Annotated in this window: 13 protein-coding genes; 6 read left to right on the forward strand and 7 right to left on the reverse strand. The window is 70.8% G+C overall.

What is annotated here, in order from left to right; translation table 11 throughout:
- Positions 1 to 150: 150 nt before the first annotated feature.
- Complete coding sequence (locus ACP4E5_RS06870; RefSeq protein ID WP_425825924.1) at positions 151 to 867, forward strand: hypothetical protein; 717 nt, start codon at positions 151 to 153, stop codon at positions 865 to 867.
- A 162-nt stretch (positions 868 to 1,029) separates the two neighbouring features.
- Positions 1,030 to 2,553: a catalase gene (locus tag ACP4E5_RS06875; protein ID WP_425825926.1), complete on the forward strand. Its 1,524-nt coding sequence runs from the start codon at positions 1,030 to 1,032 to the stop codon at positions 2,551 to 2,553.
- Between the two features lie 114 nt (positions 2,554 to 2,667).
- Here the strand turns inward: ACP4E5_RS06875 and gap are convergent, their stop codons facing one another.
- Positions 2,668 to 3,666 carry a type I glyceraldehyde-3-phosphate dehydrogenase gene (gene gap, locus ACP4E5_RS06880; protein WP_425825928.1) on the reverse strand — a complete coding sequence of 333 codons (999 nt, stop codon included), beginning with the start codon at positions 3,664 to 3,666 and terminating at the stop codon, positions 2,668 to 2,670.
- 128 nt (positions 3,667 to 3,794) lie between these two features.
- Complete coding sequence (locus tag ACP4E5_RS06885) at positions 3,795 to 4,751, reverse strand: GlxA family transcriptional regulator (protein WP_425825930.1); 957 nt, start codon at positions 4,749 to 4,751, stop codon at positions 3,795 to 3,797.
- Positions 4,752 to 4,983: 232 nt separating this feature from the next.
- Between ACP4E5_RS06885 and ACP4E5_RS06890 the strand changes: the two genes are divergently transcribed.
- Both ACP4E5_RS06890 and ACP4E5_RS06895 read left to right on the forward strand, forming a co-directional pair.
- A complete protein-coding gene (locus tag ACP4E5_RS06890; RefSeq protein WP_425825932.1) occupies positions 4,984 to 6,570 on the forward strand; it encodes a FadD3 family acyl-CoA ligase in 1,587 nt (528 codons plus the stop codon).
- 243 nt (positions 6,571 to 6,813) lie between these two features.
- Positions 6,814 to 7,164, forward strand: coding sequence for an STAS domain-containing protein (locus tag ACP4E5_RS06895; protein WP_425825934.1), 351 nt, complete (start codon positions 6,814 to 6,816; stop codon positions 7,162 to 7,164).
- Between the two features lie 7 nt (positions 7,165 to 7,171).
- Here the strand turns inward: ACP4E5_RS06895 and ACP4E5_RS06900 are convergent, their stop codons facing one another.
- The 3 genes from ACP4E5_RS06900 to ACP4E5_RS06910 form a co-directional block, all read right to left on the reverse strand.
- The gene (locus ACP4E5_RS06900) at positions 7,172 to 7,846 is read right to left on the reverse strand and encodes a response regulator transcription factor (RefSeq protein ID WP_425825936.1); all 675 of its coding nucleotides are present in this window, start codon (positions 7,844 to 7,846) and stop codon (positions 7,172 to 7,174) included.
- The gene (locus tag ACP4E5_RS06905) at positions 7,839 to 8,948 is read right to left on the reverse strand and encodes a sensor histidine kinase (protein ID WP_425825938.1); all 1,110 of its coding nucleotides are present in this window, start codon (positions 8,946 to 8,948) and stop codon (positions 7,839 to 7,841) included. Before ACP4E5_RS06905 ends, ACP4E5_RS06900 begins: the two co-directional genes overlap by 8 nt.
- Positions 8,949 to 9,048: 100 nt before the next feature.
- The gene (locus tag ACP4E5_RS06910; protein ID WP_425825940.1) at positions 9,049 to 9,588 is read right to left on the reverse strand and encodes a hypothetical protein; all 540 of its coding nucleotides are present in this window, start codon (positions 9,586 to 9,588) and stop codon (positions 9,049 to 9,051) included.
- A gap of 246 nt (positions 9,589 to 9,834) precedes the next feature.
- On the opposite strand from ACP4E5_RS06910, the gene ACP4E5_RS06915 reads away from it, so the two are divergent.
- On the forward strand, positions 9,835 to 11,007 hold the full coding sequence (locus tag ACP4E5_RS06915; RefSeq protein ID WP_425825942.1) for a cytochrome P450: 1,173 nt from the start codon (positions 9,835 to 9,837) through the stop codon (positions 11,005 to 11,007).
- A gap of 24 nt (positions 11,008 to 11,031) precedes the next feature.
- On the opposite strand, the gene ACP4E5_RS06920 is transcribed toward ACP4E5_RS06915, so the two are convergent.
- A complete protein-coding gene (locus ACP4E5_RS06920) occupies positions 11,032 to 11,469 on the reverse strand; it encodes a VOC family protein (protein WP_425825944.1) in 438 nt (145 codons plus the stop codon).
- 206 nt (positions 11,470 to 11,675) lie between these two features.
- On the opposite strand from ACP4E5_RS06920, the gene ACP4E5_RS06925 reads away from it, so the two are divergent.
- The gene (locus ACP4E5_RS06925; RefSeq protein ID WP_425825946.1) at positions 11,676 to 12,209 is read left to right on the forward strand and encodes a TerD family protein; all 534 of its coding nucleotides are present in this window, start codon (positions 11,676 to 11,678) and stop codon (positions 12,207 to 12,209) included.
- Positions 12,210 to 12,235: 26 nt separating this feature from the next.
- Here ACP4E5_RS06925 and ACP4E5_RS06930 read toward each other — a convergent pair whose 3' ends face one another.
- Positions 12,236 to 13,828 carry a flavin-containing monooxygenase gene (locus ACP4E5_RS06930; protein ID WP_425825948.1) on the reverse strand — a complete coding sequence of 531 codons (1,593 nt, stop codon included), beginning with the start codon at positions 13,826 to 13,828 and terminating at the stop codon, positions 12,236 to 12,238.
- Position 13,829 lies beyond the last annotated feature (1 nt).

A 13,829-nucleotide genomic window follows, 5' to 3' on the forward strand; every position in this document is an offset into this window, starting at 1 on the left:
GTGTCCGTAGCGTCGGCGATATGAGAAGCGGCATACCGGCGGTGGGCGCTGCTCATCCGCGAGGTCGTTCGCAGAAGCGGGCGCGGGTGGGGGGCCATCCTGCTGCTGGGCGCCGCGTACGCGCTGCTGGAGGAGGGCCTGCTGGACCAGATGCTGTTCAACGCCGACTACTCCGGTAACTACGACATGGTCACCGTGACGCCCATCCCCCTGGTCGGCACCGGCGCCTACGGCCTGATCTCCGTCCTGGCCGTGCACGCACTGTGGAGCATCACCGTGCCGATCGCGCTCATGGAGGCCCTCGTCCCGCGGCGCGCGGCGCGTCCGTGGCTCGGACGCGCCGGGCTCACCGTCACGGCCGTGCTGCTGGTGGTGGGGGCCGTGGTCGTCGGCTGGGGCAGCTATGACGAGAGTGGCTTCATGGCCCCGTGGCCGCTGCTGGCCGGCACGGCCGCCGTGGTGGCCGCGCTCGTGGCCGCCGCGTTCCTGATCCCCCGCACCCGCGCCGGTCTCGGCTCCCGCGGCGCACCCCGGCCGCTGATCGCCGGTGTCGCCTCGTGCGCGGCCACCAGTGCGTTCTGGTTGGTCCTTCAGCCGAGCTGGCTGGGCGTGGCCGCCTCGCTCGCGATCGCCGTCGCGGCGGCGGGCCTGGTTCACCACTGGTCACACGCGCGTGACTGGGGTCCGTCCCACACCTTCGCCCTCGCCGCGGGCGCCACATTGACGTACGCCTGGGTGGGCTTCGGCCAGGCCCCGGACCAGGGTTCCGCGGGCGCCGTCAACCTCGCCGGTCACGTCCTCCTGGCCGTCGCCGCGGTCGCCCTGCTCTGCGTCGCCGCGCGGCGGGTGGGCGCCCACTCGGCCTGAGCCGCCCGAATGGCCGTGTCCGTACGGAGGCCGCAGCATGGTCATGTCGTCGGTTGCCCGGTGTGCCCCTCCACAGGAGGCTTCGCCCGAAACGTCCTCCGAGGCTGCATCCGCAGGGCGCCGCGGCGTTTAGCACCCCCCGTCGAAAGGCACGCGTAGCCCATGAGTGACGACACAGCCAAAGCGACGACCACGGATGCCGGCGTTCCGGTCGAAAGCGATGAGCACTCGCTCACGGTCGGCGCCGGTGGCCCGATCCTGCTGCAGGACTCCTACCTGATCGAGCAGATGGCGCAGTTCAACCGGGAGCGGATCCCGGAGCGGCAGCCGCACGCCAAGGGCAGCGGCGCCTTCGGCCACTTCCAGGTCACCGCGGACGTCAGCCCGTACACGAAGGCCGCGGTGTTCCAGCCGGGGACGCGGACCGAGCTGGTGACACGGTTCTCCACCGTCGCCGGTGAGCGCGGGAGCCCGGACACGTGGCGCGACCCCCGCGGGTTCGCGGTGAAGTTCTACACCACCGAAGGCAACTACGACATGGTGGGGAACAACACCCCCGTGTTCTTCGTGAAGGACCCGATGAAGTTCCAGCACTTCATCCGATCCCAGAAGCGCCGCGCGGACAACAACCTCCGCGACCACGACATGCAGTGGGACTTCTGGACGCTCTCGCCGGAGTCCGCGCACCAGGTGACGTGGCTGATGGGCGACCGGGGCATCCCCCGTACCTGGCGCCACATGAACGGCTACACGTCGCACACCTACATGTGGATCAACGCGCAGGGCGAGCGGTTCTGGGTGAAGTACCACTTCAAGACCGACCAGGGCGTCGAGCACTTCACCCAGCACGAGGCCGACCAGATGGCCGCGGCCGACACGGATTACCACACCCGGGATCTCTTCGAGCACATCCGTGACGGGGACTTCCCGAGCTGGACCCTGTACGTGCAGGTCATGCCGTACGAGGACGCGGCGGACTACCGCTTCAACCCGTTCGACCTGACGAAGGTGTGGCCGCACGCCGACTACCCGCTGGTCGAGGTCGGCAAGATGACGCTGGACCGCAATCCGACGGACAACCACGCGGAGATCGAGCAGGCCGCGTTCCAGCCGAACAACCTGGTCCCGGGCATCGGCCCCAGCCCCGACCGGATGCTGCTGGCGAGGCTCTTCTCCTACGCCGACGCGCACCGTCATCGCATCGGCGGCAACTACCAGCAACTGCCGGTCAACGCGCCGATCGCCCCCGTACACACGTACTCCAAGGACGGGGCCATGGCCTACCGGAAGGCCTCCGACCCGGTGTACGCGCCGAACTCCAAGGGCGGCCCGGCGGCCGACACGGACCGCTACGGCACCCCGCCCAGCTGGTACGCGGACGGTGACATCACGCGCGCCGCGTACGTCGACCATGCCGAGGACGACGACTGGGGCCAGGCAGGCACCATGGTGCGCGAGGTCCTCGACGACGCCGCGCGCGACCGGCTCGTGGACAACGTCGTGGGGCACCTGCTCAACGGCGTGAGCGAACCGGTCCTGGCCAGGGCCTTCGAGTACTGGTCCAACATCGACAAGTCCATCGGCGAGCGCATCCGGCAGGGCGTGCGCGCCAAGGCGGACGAGAAGGACCCCAAGGCCGCGGAGCAGGCCAACCCGGCGCGCAGCAGCATGCAGGACAAGGCCTGAGGTAAATACACCAGGCTCAGTACACCTGGCCCTGGCTCAGTACACGAGGCTGAGTACACGAGGCAGTGAGCCGCCCCGGTCCGCGCGACAGCGGGCCGGGGCGGAGCCGTCCGGTCAGCCGGCGGCGAGGAGTTCCAGCGTGTCGATCACGCGGTTCGAGAAGCCCCACTCGTTGTCGTACCAGGCGACCACCTTGATGTGGCGGCCGTCGACGCGGGTGAGGGCCGAGTCGAAGATCGACGAGGCGGGGTTGCCGACGATGTCGGACGACACGAGCGGGTCCTCCGAGTACTCGAGGACGCCGGCGAGCGGGCCCTCGGCCGCCGTGCGGTAGGCGGCCAGCACCTCGTCGCGCGTCACGTCGCGGGCGACGGTCGTGTTGAGTTCGACGATCGAGCCCACCGGAATGGGCACGCGGATCGAGTCGCCCGACAGCCTGCCGTCGAGGTTCGGGAGGACCAGGCCGATCGCCTTGGCGGCGCCGGTCGTGGTCGGCACGATGTTGACCCCGGCGGCGCGGGCGCGGCGGGCGTCGCGGTGCGGGCCGTCCTGGAGGTTCTGCTCCTGCGTATAGGCGTGCACCGTCGTCATGAACCCGTGCTCGATACCGGCGAGTTCGTCGAGGACCGAGGCCAGCGGGGCGAGCGCGTTGGTGGTGCAGGAGGCGTTCGAGACGATCGTGTGCACGGCCGGGTCGTAGGCGTCGGTGTTGACCCCGTACGCGAGCGTGACGTCGGCGCCGTCGGACGGGGCGCTGACGAGTACCTTCTTCGCGCCCGCGTCGAGGTGGGCGCGGGCGGCCTTGGCCGAGGTGAAGCGGCGGGTGGCCTCCAGGACGAGGTCGACGTCGAGTTCGGCCCACGGCAGCCGCGCCGGTTCGCGCTCGGCCAGCACCTTGATCCGCCGGCCGTCGACGACGAGGGTGTCCCCGTCCGCGGTCACCGGGCGCCCGAGCCGTCCCGCCGTGCTGTCGTAGGCGAGCAGCCGGGCGAGCGTGGCGGGCTCCGTCAGGTCGTTGACGGCGACGACCTCGAGGTCGCTGTGGCGCTCCAGCAGGGAGCGCAGCACATTGCGTCCGATGCGGCCGAATCCGTTGATGGCGATGCGAGTCATGAATGGTGTCCCTTCCGTTCCCCTCCAGGCTCGCTCGCGGCCCGCGCCGCTGACAGTGGCGGGATCGCCAGGGTTCGCAAGGATGCAGCCACATGCAGCCACGTGCGGCCACATGCTGCCGCGGCGGGTCACTCGCCGGGAGTGAAGGTGCGCCGGTACTCGCTCGGTGTGGTGCCGAGGATGCGCTGGAAGTGCAGGCGCAGGTTCGCGCCGGTGCCGAGCCCGACGTCGGCCGCGATCTGTTCGACGCTGCGCTGCGAGCGCTCGAGCAGTTCGCGGGCCAGGTCGATACGAGCGCGCATCACCCACTGCATGGGCGTGTAGCCGGTCTCGTCGACGAAGCGCCGGGAGAAGGTGCGCGGTGACACGCCGGCCTGCCGCGCGAGTGTGTCGAGGGTGAGGGGTTCGCCGAGTCGGTGCAGCGCCCATTCGCGGGTGGCGGCGAAGCGTTCGCCGAGGGGCTCGGGGACGCTGCGTGGCACGTACTGGGCCTGGCCCCCGCTGCGGTAGGGGGCGGCCACGAGGCGGCGGGCGGCGTGGTTGGACGCGGCCACTCCGAGGTCGCCGCGCAGGATGTGCAGGCACAGGTCGATGCCGGAGGCGGCACCGGCGGAGGTGAGCACGCTGCCCTCGTCGACGAACAGCACGTTCTCGTCGACCTGGACGCGCGGGTACCTGGCCGCGAGTGCACGCGTGTAGTGCCAGTGCGTCGTGGCGCGCCTGCCGTCGAGGAGTCCCGTGGCGGCGAGCGCGAAGGCGCCGGTCGAGATGGCGGCGAGCCGCGCGCCCCGCTCGTGCGCGGCGACCAGCGCGTCGACGACGGCCTCCGGCGGGTCCTCACGGTCGGGGAACCGGTAGCCGGGGACGAACACGATGTCGGCCCACGCGAGCGCTTCGAGGCCGTGCGCCACGGAGTACGCGAGGCCGTCGCCGCCGGTCACGAGCCCGGGCGCCGCGCCGCACACGCGCACTTCGTACGGCATGCTCGCGCGGGTCGTGAACACCTGCGCGGGAATTCCTACGTCGAGGGGCTTCGCGCCCTCGAGCACGAGGACGGCGACGCGATGCGGGCGGGAGGCTGGCACAGGAGGAGGGTACGTGGCGGCCCCCGCGAGGCCGGGAACCCGCCCCGCGGTCGGCGCCGTCGATACGCCGTCGATACGCCGTCGATACGCCGTCGGTCCGCCGTCGGCACCCCGTCGATCCGCCGGAGTTCCCGCCCACCGGGAACACCCCGCTGCGCCCGCCCCTCCCCCGTGCCACGCTCCGACCGCTTGATGCTCTGCACTGCCACGGCGACCGGGAGGACGACAACACATGGGCGGCCCGCACACCTTGGCCCGTCTCGCCGACTGGGCGGCCGACGTCCACGGCGACGCGGAGGCCCTCACGTTCCGGGGAACGGTCTGGACGTTCCGTACCCTGCGCGATCAAGTGGACCGCGCCGCGCGGGCCCTGATGGCGCAAGGGCTGCGGCCCGGCGAATCGGTCGGGGTCTGGGCGTCCAACAGTGACCGGTGGGTGATCGCCGCGCTGGGCGCACTCGCCGCGGGCGGCGTCCTCGTCCCGGTCAACACCCGTTATCGCGCGGCGGAGGCCGCCGACATCCTGCGCCGGGCGCGGGCCCGTGTGCTGCTGACGGAGCACGATTTCCTGGGCCGCGACTACCGCGCGGAACTCGCGCACGGCCACGAACTGCCCGCCCTGGAACGAGTGGTGGCCCTGCACGACGACGTCGCATGGGCCACGTTCCTCGCTTCCGGTGACGCGGTCACCACCCGCGAACGCGAGGAACGGTCGGCGGCCGTCACCCCGGACGCACCGAGCGACCTGCTGTTCACCTCGGGCACCACGGGCCACCCCAAGGGCGTGATCGGCGAACACGGCCAGGTGGTGCGGGCGTCCCGGGACTGGGCGCGGTCGGTGACCCTCCAGTTCGGCGACCGGTATCTGCTGGTCAACCCGTTCTTCCACACGTTCGGCTACAAAGCGGGCTTCGTGGCCTGCCTGTTGACGGGGGCGACGGTGCTGCCGGAGCCGCTGTTCGACGCGGCGCGGACACTGGAGCGGATCGAGCGCGACCGTGTCTCCGTGCTCACGGGCGCGCCCACCGTGTTCCTCTCCCTGCTGCACCACCCGCGGCGGCCCGCCCACGACCTGTCGTCGCTACGCATGGCGGGAACCGGGGCCTCCAACATCCCCGTGAAGCTCATCGAGCAGATCCGCGAACTCGGCGCGCACACCGTGTTCACCGCGTACGGGCTCACCGAGACGAACGGCTTCGCCACCATCTGCCCGCCCCACGAGGACGCGCACACCCTCGCCCACACGGTCGGGCCCGCGATGCCCGGCACCGAGATCCGTATCGACGCCTCGGTCGGCCGGTTCGCCGACGGCGAGGGCGAGGTCCTGGTCCGCGGCTACCAGGTGATGCGCGGCTATCTCGACGACCCGGACGCCACCGCCACCGCGCTCGACGCCGACGGCTGGCTGCGCACCGGGGACGTCGGACGCCTCGACGAGCGCGGCTTCCTGACGATCACCGACCGGCTCAAGGACCTGTTCCTCGTCGGCGGGTTCAACGCCTACCCGGCCGAGATCGAGCAGGCGCTGCGCGGCCACCCGGCCCTCGCCGACGTGGCCGTCGTGGGCGCTCCGGACGAGCGGCTCGGCGAGGTGGGTGTCGCGTACTGCGTCGCGGCGGACGGTTGCGGGATCGACCCGGCGGAGCTGACCGGCTGGGCGCGGCAGCGGCTCGCCAACTTCAAGGTGCCGCGCGCCTTCGTCCCCGTCGACGCCCTGCCGCACAACGCGGCGGGCAAGGTCGACAAGGTCGCGCTGCGCGAACGCGCCCGCAAGGAGCGGCCGTCCCCGACCACTTCGGGGCGTACGGAGCCCTCATGAAGTACGGTACGACGCTGAGCCTCGGCGGCGGCACGACGGCGGCAGCAAGTTGGCAGTGCCACATGCCAACGCGCGTCGAGGACCGTCTGTTCGCCGCCGACAGAGTGCTCCACCATATGCCGTAGGCATGACCAGCAAGCAACCTTGGCCGGCTTCTGCCGGATCCGGTGCCAGGACGGTGCGCTCGGTGCTTCCATGGAACATTCAACGCACCTCAAGCGGGTAGGCCGAGGAGCAACAACAATGAGCACGCCGACCTCACCCCTCTTCGACATCCACGTCGTCGACGCCGGAGACCTCGTCCTCCTCCATGCGCGCGGGGAACTCGACCTGAACACCGCGCCCGCCCTCGACCGCGCGCTGGTCCCCCTGCACCCGCGGCGCTGCGAACTCGACTTCGCCGACGTGCCGTTCACCGACTCGACCGGGATCAACCTGCTCGTGCGCCATCAGCAGTCGGCCGCCGACGCGGGAGGCAGCCTGCGCCTGATCGCGGTGAGCAAGCCGGTCCGCCGGGTCCTGGACATCTCCGGCACCGCCTGCCTCCTGCTCGCGGCCCCCGAACCCCCGCCGCAGGAGGCCACCGGCTCCTGACCCCGGGTCAGGCCAGGCCCGCGGAGATCGCGCGGCGGACGGCGTCGGCGCGGTCGCGGATGTCGGCCTTGGCGAAGAGGTTGTTGATGTGCGTCTTGACGGTGGCCTCGCTGATGAAGAGCTTCTCGGCGATGGCGCGGTTGGGCAGGCCCTGGCCGATGAGGGCGAGCACTTCGCGCTCGCGCGGCGTGAGGTCCGCGGGCAGCGACTGCGGGGCGGCCGCGGCAGCGGGAGCGGTGGTGCGCGCCGTGGCCAGCAGCCGGTCCTGGACCTCGCGGTCGAGGACGGACTGGCCGGCGGCGGCCGCGCGGATCGCCCGCAGGATGTCCTGCCGGCCGGCGTTCTTGGTCAGATAGCCGCGGGCGCCGGCGCTCAGCGCGGCCAGGATGGACTCGTCGTCGGCGAAGGTGGTCAACACGACCACGGCCACGCCGGGGTGTTCCTCGCTGAGCCGGCGGGTCGCCTCGGTGCCGTCCATCTCCGGCATCCGCAGGTCCATCAGCACCACGTCGACCGGCCCCGCCGCCACGGCGGCCAGCACCTCCGTGCCGTTGGCCGCGGCCGTGACCACGTCGATGTCCTCGGACAGGGCGAGTACCGCCGCCAGCGGTTCACGGACGGCCGCCTGGTCGTCGGCGACGATCACCTTCAACCGCCGCTGCCCATCTGCCTGTTCACTCATCGGGGATCACTGCCTCCACCTGCCAGCCGCCTGCGTCCGGTCCTTCGGCGACCGGTCCCGCAGTAAGAGTGCCACCCAGGAGTGCCACCCGTTCACGCATCCCGATGAGCCCCATCCCGCTGCCGAGTGCCGCGGTCACCGCGCGGGCGGCCGGTCCGTTGCGGATCGTCAGCCTCGTCGACGCCTCGTCGAACGCGAGCTCCACCGCGACCGTCCCACCAGGAGCGTGCCGGCCCGCGTTGGTCAGGGCCTCCTGGGCGATCCGCAGCAGGTTCTGCGTGCCGCGTGCCGAGAGCGGCCGTACGGTGCCGGTGACGGTGAGCACGTCGCGGTGGCCGGACGACTCCAGCATCGCGGTCAGCGTCTCGACCAGCGGCAGCGCGTCCTCGCGCAGTGCGTGCACCGTCCACTGCGCCTGCTTGAGGCTCTCCTTGACCATGCTGTGCGCCTTCTGGTTCGCCTCGCGGACCTTGTCCAGGTCGCCGGTGTCCAGCAGGGCGTCGGCCAGCTCCAGCTGCATGTTGATCCCGGCCAGCGAGTGCGCGAGGACGTCGTGCACGTCGCGGGCGATCCGGCCGCGCTCGGTCAGTACGGCGGTCCGGGCCTCGGCGCGCGCGGCGCGCTCGGCGGACTCGGCCGCTCCGATCACCGCTTCCAGCGCACGCTGCTTGCTCCGGCTGAGCATGCCCGCCACCACGGGGAGACCGGTGGTGAGTCCCAGGCCCCAGGGCAGCTCCGTGTGCCCCGGGCCGACGTCGAAGTAGAGCACCGCTCCGCACAGGGGACCGCTCAACGCGGCCAGCGGAACCGACCACTTGGGAGGAAAGCGGTAGCCGATGTGGCCGATGAGGAAGAACGAGAACAGATAGCTGGTCCCGGTGCTGCTGACGCCGATCAGCGCGGCCGAGGCGACGACTCCCACCGTCATTCCCGCGAGAACGCGGCGCGGGGGGAACCTGTCCTGGGGCAGATGCCGGGCCAGCACCGCCACCGAACACACGACGAGGAGGGCGGCGACCGCCAGACCCCGGCCGCTGATGCCCAACGGCCGGACGGTCACGAAGCCGCTGGCGATGACGACCAGCGTGACGGCCCAGTGCATCCTCGGGTCCCTGCGCGGGACCGACGCGTGCCCGGACCCCGGGCGGGCCCGGGGTCCGTACGGCTCTCAGCTACTGCCACGGCGCGACGATAACCCACCATCAGGCGGCGCGGTCCACGCTCAGGACAGCAGGTGCGACCGGCTTGCGCAGGTCACGGCCCATGACGCGGCCGCGGATGAAGATGGTGGCCAGCCGCGTCACGACCTCGGTGAGAGCCATGAGGACGAGGGCGGCGACCCACGCCTGGTCGCTGGTGATGTGGTGGGTGATGCTGAAGCGGGCGACGTCGTCACCGCCACCGTGCTCGGTCCACAGCTGGAACCCCAGGCGTGCGCCCATGCCCAGCACCCACAGCACCGCGGAGACCACGCCGGCCTTGATCAGCAGGTGGTCCCCTGAGACCCGGATCCGGGTGTAGACGCCGCCACCGATTCCGAGCGCGGCGCCCACGGCCACCAGGGTGCCGACCAGCGCCAGGTCATTGCCGTCGGTCGGAATGGAGCCGAGGTACTTGTAGGCCACGAAGCCCACGATTCCCAGCGGGATGAGGAAGGACTTCCAGTCGAGCCGGCCCTCGCGCAGCTGCCGGAAGACGACCAGGACGAGAACGATGTCGGTGATCCACTCAGTCGTGTTCATGCCCCTAAGACTGCTGCGGCGGGGCGCCGATCACCTGGACCCACGGGTGGACCTCCGGGTGGACATCGACCGGGCGGGACGGTGGAGACCGCCTTCTCCGTCTTCTCCGGCCGAAAACCGAATCTTCTCGACAGTCCTCCCCACACCGTCGCGTACCGCATGCAACGATCGAAGTGACCTTCCGTGCCCGATGACGAACCGGGCCCGCGCCGACCGGTGTTGGGCCCCCCGTCCCCAGGAGCGTGTATGTCCGCGATACCCGTCAGCGATGTCGATCTCTACACGCCCGGGGCGCGGGCCGACCCGTACCCGATCTACGAGGAGTTACGGGCGCTCGGGCCGGTGGTCCACCTGTCCCGCTACGACCTCTACGCCCTCCCCCGCTACCAGGAGGTGCGCGCGGCGCTCATGGACTGGCGGACGTTCTCCTCGGCCCGCGGGGTGTTCGTCGATCCGGACATGAACGCGCAGCTCGAAGGCATCACGCTCTGCAGCGACCCGCCCGAGCACACCGCGATGCGCGCGGTACTGGGCCGCCCGCTGCGTCAGGACCGGATGCGCGACGTCACCCCCACCATCGAGGCGGAGGCCGAGCGGATCGTCGCGAAGCTGGTCGAGCGGGGCCGGTTCGACGCCGCGACGGAGCTCGCCGAGCACCTTCCCATGACCGTCGTCTCGGACCTCGTCGGCCTGCCCGACCGGGGGCGCGACAAGATGCTGGAGTGGGCCGCGGCCATGTGGGACATGCAGGGCCCGGCCAACGAGCGCTTCGCGAAGGCGGCGCCCGTGGTCGGGGAGTTCATGGACTACGTCGCCCACGAGGCGGTCCCCGGGCGGATCGACCCCGACGGCTGGGCCGCCAACCTCCACCAGGCCGCGGACCGCGGCGAGTTGCCGCGCGAGAAGTGCCCGGCGCTGATGCTCGACTACGTCACGCCGAGCCTCGACACGACGATCCTCGCGATCGCCAACACGATCGCCCTCTTCGCCGCCCATCCGGACCAGTGGGGCCTGCTGCGCGCCGACCGGTCGCTCATCCCCCACGCGATCAACGAGTCGCTGCGCCTGGAGACCCCGGTCCCCCAGTTCAGCCGGGTCCTCACCGAGGACCACGTGATCGACGGCGTCGCCCTCCCCGCCGGCAGCCGGGTGGCCCTCCTCTACGGCTCCGCCAACCGCGACGACCGCCACTACCCGGACCCGGAACGCTTCGACATCACCCGCCGCCCCTCGGACCACCTGGCCTTCGGCCGCGGCGAGCACGTCTGCGTGGGCATGCACCTGGCCCGTCTCGAAATGAGCGCGCTGCTGGACCGCCTCGCCGACCGGGTGACCCGTTTCGAGACCCTGTCCTCGACGCCACTGCTGAACAACGGCCTGCGCGGCCTCGAACACCTGGAGGTCCGGGTCGCCACGTAGCCGGTGACCCGACCGGCTGTCGCGTCAGCCCTTCTTCAGTTCCTCGGCGAACATCACGATGATGCCGCTGGGGCCGCGGACGTAGGTGAGCTTGTAGATGTCCTCGTAGGTGGCCACACCGCGCAGCGGGTGGCATCCGTGCTTGGCCGCCGTCTCCAGGGCTTCGTCGATGTTGTCGACCGAGAAGGCGACGCGGTGCATCCCGATCTCGTTGGGAAGCGTCGGCTCCGTCTCGATCGCGTCCGGGTGGATGTACTCGAAGAGTTCGAGGCGGCCGTGGCCGTCCGGCGTCTGGAGCATCGCGATCTTGGCGTGGTTTCCGTCGAGACCGACGGCGGTGTCGGTCCACTCGCCGCTGACAGTGTCCCGGCCGAGCACGCTGAGACCGAGGTCGGTGAAGAAGGAGATCGTTGCTTCGAGGTCGCGGACAGCGATGGCGACGTTCTCAAGTTTGATGGGCATGCGCTGCATGCTACGAGCCGGAGGGCCCGATGGGCGGTCGTTGCGCCGCGACACCAGGAAGTGCGGCAGCGCCTCCTTGGTCCGGGGGTAGGTCACGCATTTGCGGATTGTGTCAAGGGAGCATCAAGGTGCTGGTCGCGGGCCATACTTGAGGGCACGGGGGCGGGATGGCCTCTCGTTGATTCGGAGCAGGGAGGCGGCGTCCGGTGAGCAGCGTCACGACGGGACTGAAGAAGATCGAAGTCAGGCTTCGCTGGGACCCAAGTCCCGTGGGGGAGTCACCGCGCCATCTGGACATCGTCGCGGCGACGTACTCCAGTGACGCGCCCGAGGGGGAACCCGCGTACGTCGTCCACTACGACAGCCGCTCCCCCGACGGCACCATCAACATGACCCGGCACAGCGAGACCGGGATGGGTTTCGGCTTCGTCGAGGTCATGGCGCTCGAACTCGACCGGCTGGCGTCGTCCTACGCGCGCGTGGTCGTCGGAGTGGTGATCCATCAGGACGCCGACCCGCGCACCTTCTCCGACATCGAGAACGCCGGCGTCGTGATCGTGGAGAAGTACACGGATCTCCTGGAGACCGACTTCACGCCGGTGGCCGGGTCCACCGCAGCGACGATCGTGGAGTTCCGGCGCAATGACGCCGGCGCCTGGAAGCTCCACGAACTGATCCTGGGCTTCGACTGCGACGCGACGACGTTCCCGACCGTGATGGGCAGCGCCCGGCACGGTTGACCTCGCTCGCCGCGCCGGTCGGTAGGTCAGCTGAGGTCGAAGCCGTGATAGTGGCTCACCGCGACGCCGTTGGTGAGGTCGCGGTAGAGGCCGACGCCGCCGACGAACGGCATGAACACCCGTTGTTTGCCGGGGATGTTGGCGCCCATGTACCAGGACGCGGCCTGCGGCATCAGCGTGAGGTCGCCGAGGTCGTTCGTGGTGTTGACCCAGTTGTCCTCGGCGTCGGGGTCGGCCTCCATGCGTCGCAGTCCGCGTTCGCGCAGGTGCGTGAGCGCGCGGGTGATCCAGTCCACGTGGTGCTCGATCGAGGTCATCATGTTCGACAGGACGGATGGGCTCTGGGGTCCGGTCACCGTGAAGAGGTTGGGGAAGCCGGCCGACATCAGGCCCAGGTACGTGCGCGGGCCGTGGGCCCATTTGTCGCGCAGGGAGGCCCCGTCGGCGCCGCGGATGTCGATGGCGTTCAGGGCGCCGGTCATCGCGTCGAACCCGGTCGCCATGATGATGACGTCGACGTCGTACGCGGACCCGTCCTCGGTGCGGATCCCGCGTTCGGTCATCCGGGCGATCGGCCGTTCGGCGAGGTCGACCAGCGTGACGTTGTCCTGGTTGAACACCTCGAAGTAGCCGGTGTCGACGCACATCCTCTTGCTGGCGATCGGGTACGTGCGCGGGGTGAGCCGCTCGGCGAGTTCGGGGCTCTTCACCTTCTCGCGGATCCGGGCGCGGACGTACTCGGCGACGGCCTCGTTGGCGTCCGCGTCCCTGAGCAGGTCGCTGAATCCGCTGCCGAAGCAGAGGCCGCCGGTGTCCCAGCGCCGGTCCAACTCCCCCAGAATCTCTTCCTTTTCAGTCTCGACGAGCCGCACCTGTGCGTCCTCGTCGCAGTCGAAGCCCTTCGACGAGGCGCGGGAGATCTCGCGCCGTTCGGGGTAGCGCGCCCGCGCCTCGGCGAGCCGCGCGGCGTTGGGCCCGTTGTGGGCCGGCACCGCGTAGGACGGGGTGCGCTGGAAGACGGTGAGGGAGCCGACCTGCGGGGCGATCGCGGTGATCGTCTGTAGCCCGGACGAACCGGTGCCGATCACGGCGACCCGCTTGCCGGCCAGGTCGGCGCCCTCGTGGGGCCAGCTGGACGTCCACAGCACGTCGCCCGCGAAGTCGGCGAGGCCCTCGAAGGCGGGCCGGGAGGGCACGGACAGGCAACCGGTCGCCGCGATGACATGGCGGGCGGTGCGGGGCACGCCGTCGGAGGCCGTGACCGTCCACCGCTGCGCCGCGTCGTCCCAACGGAGCGCTTCGACACGGGTGTTGAGGACGATGTCCCTGCGCAGGTCGAAGCGTTCGGCCACGTGCCGCACGTAGGCGAGGATCTCCGGCTGCGCGGCGTAGCGCTCGCTCCAGTCCCACTCCTGCTCCAGGTCGGCGTCGAAGGAGTAGGAGTACTCGACGGACTCGATGTCGCAGCGGGCGCCCGGGTACCGGTTCCAGTACCAGGTGCCGCCGACGTCCCCACCGGCCTCGATCACGCGGGTGTCGAAGCCGAGCGCCCGCAGCCTGTGCAGCTGGTAGAGGCCGGCGAAACCGGCGCCGATGACGATGACGTCGTGGTCGGCCATG

The sequence above is a fragment of the Streptomyces fractus genome (genome assembly GCF_049844455.1).
GTDB lineage: Bacteria > Actinomycetota > Actinomycetes > Streptomycetales > Streptomycetaceae > Streptomyces > Streptomyces fractus.